We start from the raw sequence: 9,184 nt of genomic DNA on the forward strand, positions 1-9,184 counted from the left end.
TGGCAAAATGACACGCTAAGCCCTGTCAAATCAGCATTTATTAGCCACGATAATGCCAATTGTCGTAGGTAAAATCACTTTATGACAACCGAGCTCGTTTTGGCCCCTCCACCGTCAGAAAGCAGGGAAGCGGAGCCCTTGGCCCTCACCCCGGCCCAGAGTTTGCTGCGCCAGCGGGTGCTGGATTCGGTAGCGTCGCCACATTCGAAGCGCAACTACGCCCGAGCGCTCGACGACCTGTTCGCCTTCTGTGCCAGCCGACCTCTCTCCCGTTCTCTTTTAATGGAGTGGCGGGCTGGCATGGAAGCTTTATCCCCCTCGACGATCAACGTCCGGCTCTCGGCGGTGCGAAAGATGGTGGGTGAGGCCCGGCACGCCGGCATGATCGGGCAGGAGGAGGCGGCCAGCCTGACCGATATCCCGAACATCAGCCAGAAGGGAACTCGCCTGGGAAACTGGTTGACCCGCGAGCAGGCCAAGGATCTGCTGGCCGTCCCGGACCGCTCGACCCTGAAAGGGAAGCGGGACTATGTGATCCTGGCCCTGCTGGTCGGCTGCGCCCTGCGGCGGAACGAACTGGCCGAGCTCGACGTCGAGACCATTCAGCAAAGGGAGGGTCGGTGGGTCTTGGCCGACCTCGAGGGCAAGGGCCGGCGCATTCGGACGGTGGCCATCCCGATCTGGGTGAAGAAGGGAATCGATGTCTGGATGACCGCGGCTGAGATCGAGAAGGGCCGCCTGCTCCGATCGATCTCCAAGAGCGGCAAGATCAATCGCGACACCTTGAGCGACTGGGCGGTCTGGTCCATAGTTGAACAGTTCATCCAAGCAAATTGGCATCGAGCACTTCGGCGCCCATGACCTGCGCCGGACTTGCGCCAAGTTATGCCGGAAGAGCGGCGGGGATCTGGAACAGATCAAGTTTCTGCTGGGGCACTCCTCGATCCAGACGACGGAGCGGTATCTCGGCTCCGACCAGGAGATCGTCGTTGCGGTGAATGATAATTTGGGGCTGTAGTTGGTACGTCGACTCCCCATCGAAGTTTGGACACAACTCAATTTGACGAGCGGTTAGGATAAGACGGGACGGTGAGATGACGAAGGAATTGCGCAAAGCGGTGGAAGCAGACGAAGGTGCATCCCAGCTTCTTCACAATCTTCGCGACCTGATCCAGAATGCTCGCCAGAGAGCATTGCGGGCCGTCGATGCAGTCCAGGTACAGACTTGCTGGGAGATCGGCCGGCATATCGTGGAGTTTGAACAGGGCGGGTCAGCACGGGCGGAATATGGAGCTCGGCTCCTGCAGACCTTGGCTTCATCGCTTGCGGCAGAGTTTGGGAGGGGGTTCGACGCCTCCAATTTGAGACATATGCGGGTCTTTTATCAGGCCTTTCCAATTCGCGACGCACTGCGTCCTGAATTGAGCTGGACTCACTATCGGACGCTTCTAAGGGTAGAAAGCGATTCCGCTCGGCAATGGTATATGAACGAAGCCGCGAGCCAGGGCTGGACTACACGCTCGCTCGAGCGCCAAATCAGCACCCTCTATTACGAACGGCTTCTGGCAACGTCAGACCGACCTGCTGTCGAGAACGAAGCCCGAGAAAACTTGGCAGTCTCGCAAACCCCACGGGATTTCGTTCGCGATCCAGTCATGCTGGAGTTCCTGGGTCTCCCGGGTGTTGGCAGGTTGTTAGAAGCGGATCTCGAGAGAGCCTTGTTGGACAATCTGCAGGCATTCCTGCTGGAACTCGGTCGAGGTTTCGCGTTCGTTGCGCGACAGTACCGCATCAGTTCAGAATCCAAAGACTTTTACATTGATCTGGTCTTTTACAACTATCTACTGAAGTGTTTCGTCCTGTTCGATCTCAAATCTGGCGAACTGACCCATCAAGACATAGGACAGATGGATATGTACGTCCGTATGATGGACGACCTCAAGCGAGCGCCGGACGACAACCCTACGGTTGGAATCATTCTTTGTTCTGATAAAGACGCCTCGGTCGTACGCTACTCGGTTCTTCACGAAAACGAGCAGATCTTCGCGAGTAGGTATAAGCTCGTTCTCCCTTCTGAAGAGGAATTGAAGGCAGAACTCAATCGAGAACGCAGCCAGCTGGCAGATCGAATCGAACTGCGGACTGCGGAGTAGCATCCTGCAAAGTCCTACCCCATTTGGCAAATCTTCTCTCCGCTCAATAGAGGACATTGTTATGCAGAGAGAAGTGGGCACGAAGGCGCCTGATCAATCATTCCCTTAACTCTCATGGACCGGTACTAAAGTAATTCCATTGAACCAAGATTAATGATGACGGTTGCGGAGAGATGAGAAGATCAACCCACAAACTTCCAACTGATATCGAACCGTGAACGAACGGCTCGGATTTGTGATCGACCTTACGTAGCCCTGGCTGTCTATTTCTCTCAGTATTGTTTGTTTCTGCTTGTGTATTTTCCTGCACTACTATTGCTGTATTTGGAGATCGACATGCCTTGGCCGTTTCTTCAGCGCCCTGTTGCGCGAAGGGTGAGTTTCGACCTGCCGCCCGAACATCCGGGATGCCCCCATGGAACTGCCACACTGTTCCAATCCTCGCAAATCCCCCGTTACTCGAAACCTCAGGCAATGTCTTATTCAGGGGCTGGGCTCTGCTAGAAAAGCGGACGCAACCAACACTCTGCCTTGATTAGCGATTAGGCGGCTTCGGCGCGCAACACACCTTGGTTGACTCACACACAATCAGAGAGATTGAGGAAACAGAAAAATGCTTAACCGTAACCTGAGTTTGTTTGTATTGGCCTTGATGGCAACGAACTTTGTGACACAGGCGAATACCTTTCCGGCTTGTAACGTCGGGATCGGCACAACATCCCCCGCGGTTGTGTGTCTCCCAACGCCCTTCGCTAAGGGCGTAACGAAGGCTATCCAGCCCAAGGCGAGTCAAGTATCCGAAAGTACGCCAATAAGTCGACGAAGGGAAGTGGCACGATGAGTAAGTTTGCCTGGACATCAGTAGCGTCAATCTGCATCATGGGCTTTGCATCTACCGTGGAAGCACAACTGACCGGATCAGGCACGAAAGGTACGGTCCCGGTCTTCACGGAAAGCTCCGCGGTTGGCGACTCGCCGATTGCGGTTTCGAGCGGTAATGTGGTGGTCGGCGGTAGCGATGTGAATAAGGTCGCGGTCGCTGTGGGGAATTCAGATGGTTCCCCGACTTTCCTCGATATTCAGGCTTCGGGGTCATCCGGATTTGGAATCAATGGATGGGCTAATGCCGGTGTGATAGAAGCGGAGGCTCCGAACGGCTTAGTTATTGGCTCGATCAACGCCGTAGGCAACGGCGTAGGCGGTCCCATAACTTTTCAGATTAACCGTTCCCCCGTTGCCGTCATCAGCACTTCCGGTGAATTTGATGTTGCCGGTAAGATACGATCTTCCACTGGCTTCGTTTTCCCAGACGGGACTATTCAAGAAACCGCATTCAACCCGGTGGGCGCGGGCTCAGGTTCTGCAATTACCGAAAACAACGGCACTGTCCAGATAAGCAACTCTACAACTGGATGTGGCAATGAACTTGAGGTCTTCAATAGTACTAACTATGCACTCCTTACGGTTCAGGGTTCTTCTCCTTGTGTTGGTACGTGGCCTGCCAATAGCGCGGTCCTCGAATCCAACCAGGCCGGTTTGGTATTGGATGCCTATGGCTCCAATCCGATCTTGCTCCAAAATAATCGTGTGACGGCTATGACCGTTGCATCCGGCGGCAATGTGGGCATTGGCACGACGAACCCGGGTGCTCTGCTCGAAGTTAATGGAAATACCAAACTGGATGGGCCGGTAACGTATCCCGACGGGACTACGCAGGCGACAGCTTGGAATGGCCTCCTCGGCGGAGGCGACTACGCCGAATCCGTCGATGTGTCCGGCGACCGAACAAGCTATGAAGCTGGCGATGTCATTCTCATTGATGCGACTACACCAGGAAAATTCACCAAATCATCTAGTTCCTATTCCCGACTCATTGCCGGCGTCTTTTCCACCAAGCCTGGGCTTGTGGGAAGACGAACGACGGCGGAACGACCCGACAAGGCGTCAGAGGTTCCGATGGCCATGATGGGAATCGTACCAGTCAAAGTGAGTACAGAAAACGGCGCTATCGAAACGGGTGACTTGCTGGTGAGCGCGAATACTCCGGGCTACGCCATGAAGGGTACCGATGAGAAAAAAATGAGGGGAACTGTGATCGGCAAGGCATTGGCTCCGCTCAAAGCAGCGTCGGGGCTTATCGAGGTACTTGTGTCGCTGCAGTAGCGATCCCAGAACTGTAGTACGTGGCTCCTGCTTCTGATTGAGGAGCGAGTTGTTCGGTTGTTCGAGAGGAGGCAAGCGTTGTCGGGTAAAAGGATCAGCATGTACGGACAAGTGAAATTGGCTTTTTGCATGGTGGCATTCGCCATGAGCGCGACGGCTCAAACGGTTATGGGAACAGGAACGAGCGGCACGGTCCCAGTATTTTCGAGTAGCTCCACCATTACAAACTCGCCTATATCAGTTTCGGGCGGTAACGTCGGGATCGGGACGACTGCACCGAGTCAGCCCTTGGATGTAAATGGAGCCGTCCAAATGTCGATGCCAAATCAAGGCTTTTCAGCCATGACTCTTGGAGACCATCTAGCAAATGCTGGCAATAAGGGATGGCTTATACGAGCTAATGCGGATTCAAGTCCTTCGAATGGCAGTCCCGACTCATTAGGCCTTGAGTTTTGGAACGGTGCTACAGCGGTATTTCCTGCCACCTTTGCAGCTTCCGGCAATGTTGGGATCGGGACGACCAATCCTGGAGCGAACTACAAACTCGATGTGGAGGGCGGTCAGGTCAACTCGTCAGGCGGCTATTGCATCGGCGGCAGCTGCATTAGCTCTTGGCCGACAACAAGCTCAAACACCTGGGACAGTGCCCAGATATTTACTGGTATGGTGACGGTAGGGTCCAGTATCGCCAGTTCGTCATCGACCCCACTTCAGATTCTAAACGGTGGCTTCGCGTTGCAGCTTTATGAGAACGGAAGTGGCGGAATCGCTGGGTTAGGTGGCGCTCTCCCAAACTCAGGCGGCTTGATAAATTTCAATCCGACTTGGATTTGGTCTTATAACAATACTCTTCAATTCATAACGGGACCGTCGCCCTCTCCCGCCATGACCGTACTTACGTCTGGCAACGTCGGCATTGGCACGACAAACCCCACAACCCCGCTTGAAGTAAACGGGAATATTACCCTTACAGCCGGTACCGGTGCATCGATCAAATTTCCAGACAATACCTCTCAGGCTACGGCGTGGACAGGCATCCTCGGCGGAGGCGACTACGCTGAATCCGTCGACGTGTCCGGCGACCGAACAAGCTATGAACCTGGGGATGTATTGGTAATCAACACATCACTCGAAGGAAGCTTCCTCAAATCAACCCAGCCCTACTCCACCTCGGCAACCGGGATCTATTCCACGAAGCCCGGCGTTGTCGGACGACGGCAGGCAAGCGACAAGTCCCATATGAAGGCTGAAGTCCCGATGGCGATGACGGGTATCGTTCCGACCAAAGTCAGCGCGGAAAACGGACCAATTCAACCCGGAGACCTGCTCGTGACATCCTCCACGTCGGGCTACGCCATGAAGGGTACCGATCGCGCGAAGATGCTGGGTGCCGTGATCGGCAAAGCCCTCGGTCACCTCGATTCCGGCTTGGGAATCATCGAAGCCGTAGTCACGTTGCAATAGCTGCATGGAGAAAACGATGAGACACAAAATAGGCGGATTCCTTCTGCTATTCCTTGCCACGTTGATGCTGCGCGCTTCGGCCTTTGCAGAACAGGTCGATTCCCAATCTCCTTCGACTGTTTCCCCGACACAAGGAGGTTTCGTCCAACGAGCCCCACTGCCAATTCTGTATCGCCACTTTCTGGCCTATCAGATTCATCTGGATCGTGCTGCCGATGCTCTGGAGAAACGTGGCAAGAACGGCAACGACTTCCGCAACCACTTCCAGAAAAAGCTCGATCTGACCGGCGATGAGATTGCTCTCGTGCGTGCGTCCGGTCTGCGTCTTGAAATCGCACTCGGAAAGAAAGATGCCGAAGCAAAGGCACTCATCGATGCCACCCGCGCACAGTTCCCTAAGCAATCAGCCAAGACGGGACAACCTATAGAACTCCCGCCGGTGCCCCCACAGCTCCTGGTACTACAGAAAGAGCGGGATCAACTCATCGAAGCGGAGGTCAAAGACCTCAAGACCAAGCTTGGCTCCACAGCAGCTGCTCGGTTGGACAAGTTTCTGCAAACCGACTTTGCGCCCGCCGTCACCACTCAATCCATCGTCCTGCCACGGACACATGACCCGGTAGCGCAGCCGGTTCCTCCCTTCCGACAGGAGGTGGTACGTTGAACCGTCTTATTGAAACGATCACTATCCGTTTGTTGTCGCTTGTTTTCTTGCTGGGGTTTAGCGGCCTCGTGGTGCCTGCATCGGCTCAGTCTGTCGTAGGCGTTTCAGAGATTCTTGATTCGACCACCGCTTCTGAAATCGACACCTACTCGGCGACCGAGCTCAGCTACGACGTATCGCTTTACTATGGCGCTTACGTGGAGGGTTACCTTTTCGACGGCTCCGCGCAAATTAGATGGGGATCTGCACAAGCCCAGCAATTGGCGGACGGGTACCTTCAAGCGCCGGTAACCGTTGGTGATGTCTATAGGATTGAAAGCGACCACTATTTGATTCTGTCGATCGCTTATTTTGACGGCTCCAGCTATCAATACAACAACCCTTATGGATTTATGAGCGGCGATGGAGATTACCCCAGTGGAAGCTCGTTCTCCCCGGGCGGCGGTCCCGCATACGTTTCAACTCAATATTATTATCTGGGTACGACGGTAGTGAGCCTTGCGACGGCTGCGCCCTCCATCACCAGCATCAATCCGACCTCGGTCGCTACCGGAAAATCGGGAACGATTGAGGTGGAAGGAAACAACCTGATCGATCCGTTTACCAGTCAGACCACCCCTGCGGCCTCCGGTTCGGGTGTGATTCTATCGGTAAACGGCACCCCATCCTCCAGTCACGTTTCCTTAAACTATTCGGTGGATGCCAATGCAAGTGCGGTAAGTCGATCCCTCACACTCGCGACCCGCTTCGGAACAGGCAATGCCAATCTCGCAGTCGGTTATCCACCTGCGGTCGTTTCATCCCTCAGCCCGTCTGTATGGCAGGCGGGAAGCAACTTTACTTTGACCATTAGCGGCAGCGGATTCGGCACAGCGCCAACCGTAAGTGTTTCAGGTGCCGCAGGCGTTTCAGCGGGTCAGGCCATGAATACAAGCGTGGATGGAACGCAAACGCATGTTACGGTCAATGTCGCAGTAGATGCTCCAGATGGGACTGCGACGGTACAGGTGCAGCCAGGGTACACAGGAAACGGCTACACTTGCGGCAATTGTAACGGGAGCTCCCCGGTTGGATCCAACCTCGCTACAGTGGTGGGCGCTCCACCGCCGCAAAACTCGTGTCCGGCGATGCTTGATTCAAGCTCTGGATTTTCTGGAATTGCTTTCAGTGGGCTGGCCGCTGGCGGCAGTGGCACGATGACGGTTTCGTTTGGCGGAGGATCTTTCAACGGATATGGCGTCACCGTCCCTTACGGTAAGTTCTCTACGCCAGAGTCCGTCGCCTCACATCTGGCAGCACTCATAACTCAGAAGTACTACAAATCCGGCCTCACTGCCGAGGCGTATGGAGCCTACATTCTCTATAAAGGCAACGCTACACTTGGAGCTCCTAACTTCACATCCTCAGGTTCGTCCTCGGATTCACCTTTCAAGGCAGATCCCGCACCTCAGAGTTGTCCTCCGGTAAGCATCAACCTGCGATTAGTGCCTGTAGTGTCTAGAAACGAATCTATAAGTAGTGGAACCACTATTCTGCATAATGTCTGGCGATTGGTCACCTTGGTTGGCGGAAAAGCGTCGCTAGACTATAGGGTTGTCGAACACATAGCGGTTTCTAGGAATGGAACAGAACCAGATGGCCAGGGTGGATATCAATCACCAAAAAATGGTGTCGAGGCCCCAGTTAACATATTCGACGATGGTATTGGATGTCTACTCACGTCGCCATGTACCACTAGTCCACCATATTGGCAGAAGTTCACGATCACACAGATGAATGGACAAAATCCAGGAAGCACCATACCAGTGTTTACACGAATCAACGGTCAAGATCATCTTATTAACACCATCTATGAGCACGGTATCAATGCCCCAACAATGAACGATCCCAACAGAGGACCTCTACCTCAATCTCCCGATCCATATCCTCAACTGGGAGACTACCCTTGCTTTACCTGTCGTTGACGACGGAGTGCAAAAGTGTTGAAAAAGACAAAATACGTCTGTCTTGCGTTGCTGCTTGTAGTGGCTGCATACGAGATAATGTTATTTGCATGGTCTGCCATCGCAGAGCACAAGGCTAAAAGCCTCACGGAGCTAATTGCTACACTAAAACCTGGGTATACGACAAAGGACGACGCTATGGCCTTATTTCAGGCCCATAGATGGAATGTGAGGGTAGATAATAATGCATGCTCTACATCCAAAGGTTCGTGTGAAGCATTAGCTGTTGGTGCCTCAAACTTTCCACCGATAATTCCTGTCCATCTAGGTCGACTTGCGGGGATTACGCTATTCCCACTCCCGCCAGTCAAAACCGCTGGTTTCGTAGCGAATCTTTATTTCATAAATAGGGTATTGGACTCGATAAATGTCGGGTTTAGGGTGGGTACAACGGGGGTTGGATATTCGCGGTATGCAGGTGATCATAATTTCAGATCTTCCGAATGGAAGTATGAAAACGGAGGCATGGTAGTTTCGATCGGTGTAGCCTCTTCAGGGGTTGCCTTTGACGTACCCTTCCCTCGTTTCTCCTTCAACTACATGTATTCGGTGAGATGCGTTGATGCCCGTATGCTTTGGCCTACGGCTCCTCCGCCTACGACAGAACTCCATGGATGGCCTGGTTGTAGATAGAAAATTGAGTTTACCAATAGTTGTTCGCGAGCGTTGGTGATCCCATCTGTTCTGCCCGTTTGTACTCCGGTGGAGAGGTGAAGATCGTGCGATGGGATCAGAGA

General features: G+C 53.6%; 8 protein-coding genes. All 8 read left to right on the forward strand.

Annotated elements, in window-relative coordinates:
• Positions 1-138: 138 nt before the first annotated feature.
• On the forward strand, positions 139-861 hold the full coding sequence (locus HB393_RS24765; protein WP_255551603.1) for a tyrosine-type recombinase/integrase: 723 nt from the start codon (positions 139-141) through the stop codon (positions 859-861).
• On the forward strand, positions 812-1,018 hold the full coding sequence (locus HB393_RS25485) for a site-specific integrase (RefSeq protein WP_255551604.1): 207 nt from the start codon (positions 812-814) through the stop codon (positions 1,016-1,018). The genes HB393_RS24765 and HB393_RS25485 overlap by 50 nt, the downstream gene beginning before the upstream one ends.
• Before the next feature lie 100 nt (positions 1,019-1,118).
• Positions 1,119-2,153 (forward strand): PDDEXK nuclease domain-containing protein, encoded by a 1,035-nt coding sequence (locus HB393_RS24770; RefSeq protein WP_345945437.1) that lies wholly within the window; start codon positions 1,119-1,121, stop codon positions 2,151-2,153.
• Between the two features lie 837 nt (positions 2,154-2,990).
• A complete protein-coding gene (locus HB393_RS24775; protein ID WP_213807905.1) occupies positions 2,991-4,316 on the forward strand; it encodes a hypothetical protein in 1,326 nt (441 codons plus the stop codon).
• Between the two features lie 312 nt (positions 4,317-4,628).
• Entirely contained in the window at positions 4,629-5,780 is a 1,152-nt protein-coding gene (locus tag HB393_RS24780) for a hypothetical protein (RefSeq protein WP_213807906.1), read from the forward strand.
• A gap of 16 nt (positions 5,781-5,796) precedes the next feature.
• Positions 5,797-6,444: a hypothetical protein gene (locus HB393_RS24785; protein ID WP_213807907.1), complete on the forward strand. Its 648-nt coding sequence runs from the start codon at positions 5,797-5,799 to the stop codon at positions 6,442-6,444.
• Entirely contained in the window at positions 6,441-8,408 is a 1,968-nt protein-coding gene (locus tag HB393_RS24790) for a hypothetical protein (RefSeq protein ID WP_213807908.1), read from the forward strand. The genes HB393_RS24785 and HB393_RS24790 overlap by 4 nt, the downstream gene beginning before the upstream one ends.
• An 18-nt stretch (positions 8,409-8,426) precedes the next feature.
• Complete coding sequence (locus HB393_RS24795) at positions 8,427-9,080, forward strand: hypothetical protein (protein ID WP_213807909.1); 654 nt, start codon at positions 8,427-8,429, stop codon at positions 9,078-9,080.
• Positions 9,081-9,184: the final 104 nt, after the last annotated feature.

The sequence above is a fragment of the Granulicella sp. dw_53 genome (assembly GCF_018449545.1).
In the GTDB taxonomy this organism is placed as follows: Bacteria; Acidobacteriota; Terriglobia; order Terriglobales; family Acidobacteriaceae; genus Edaphobacter.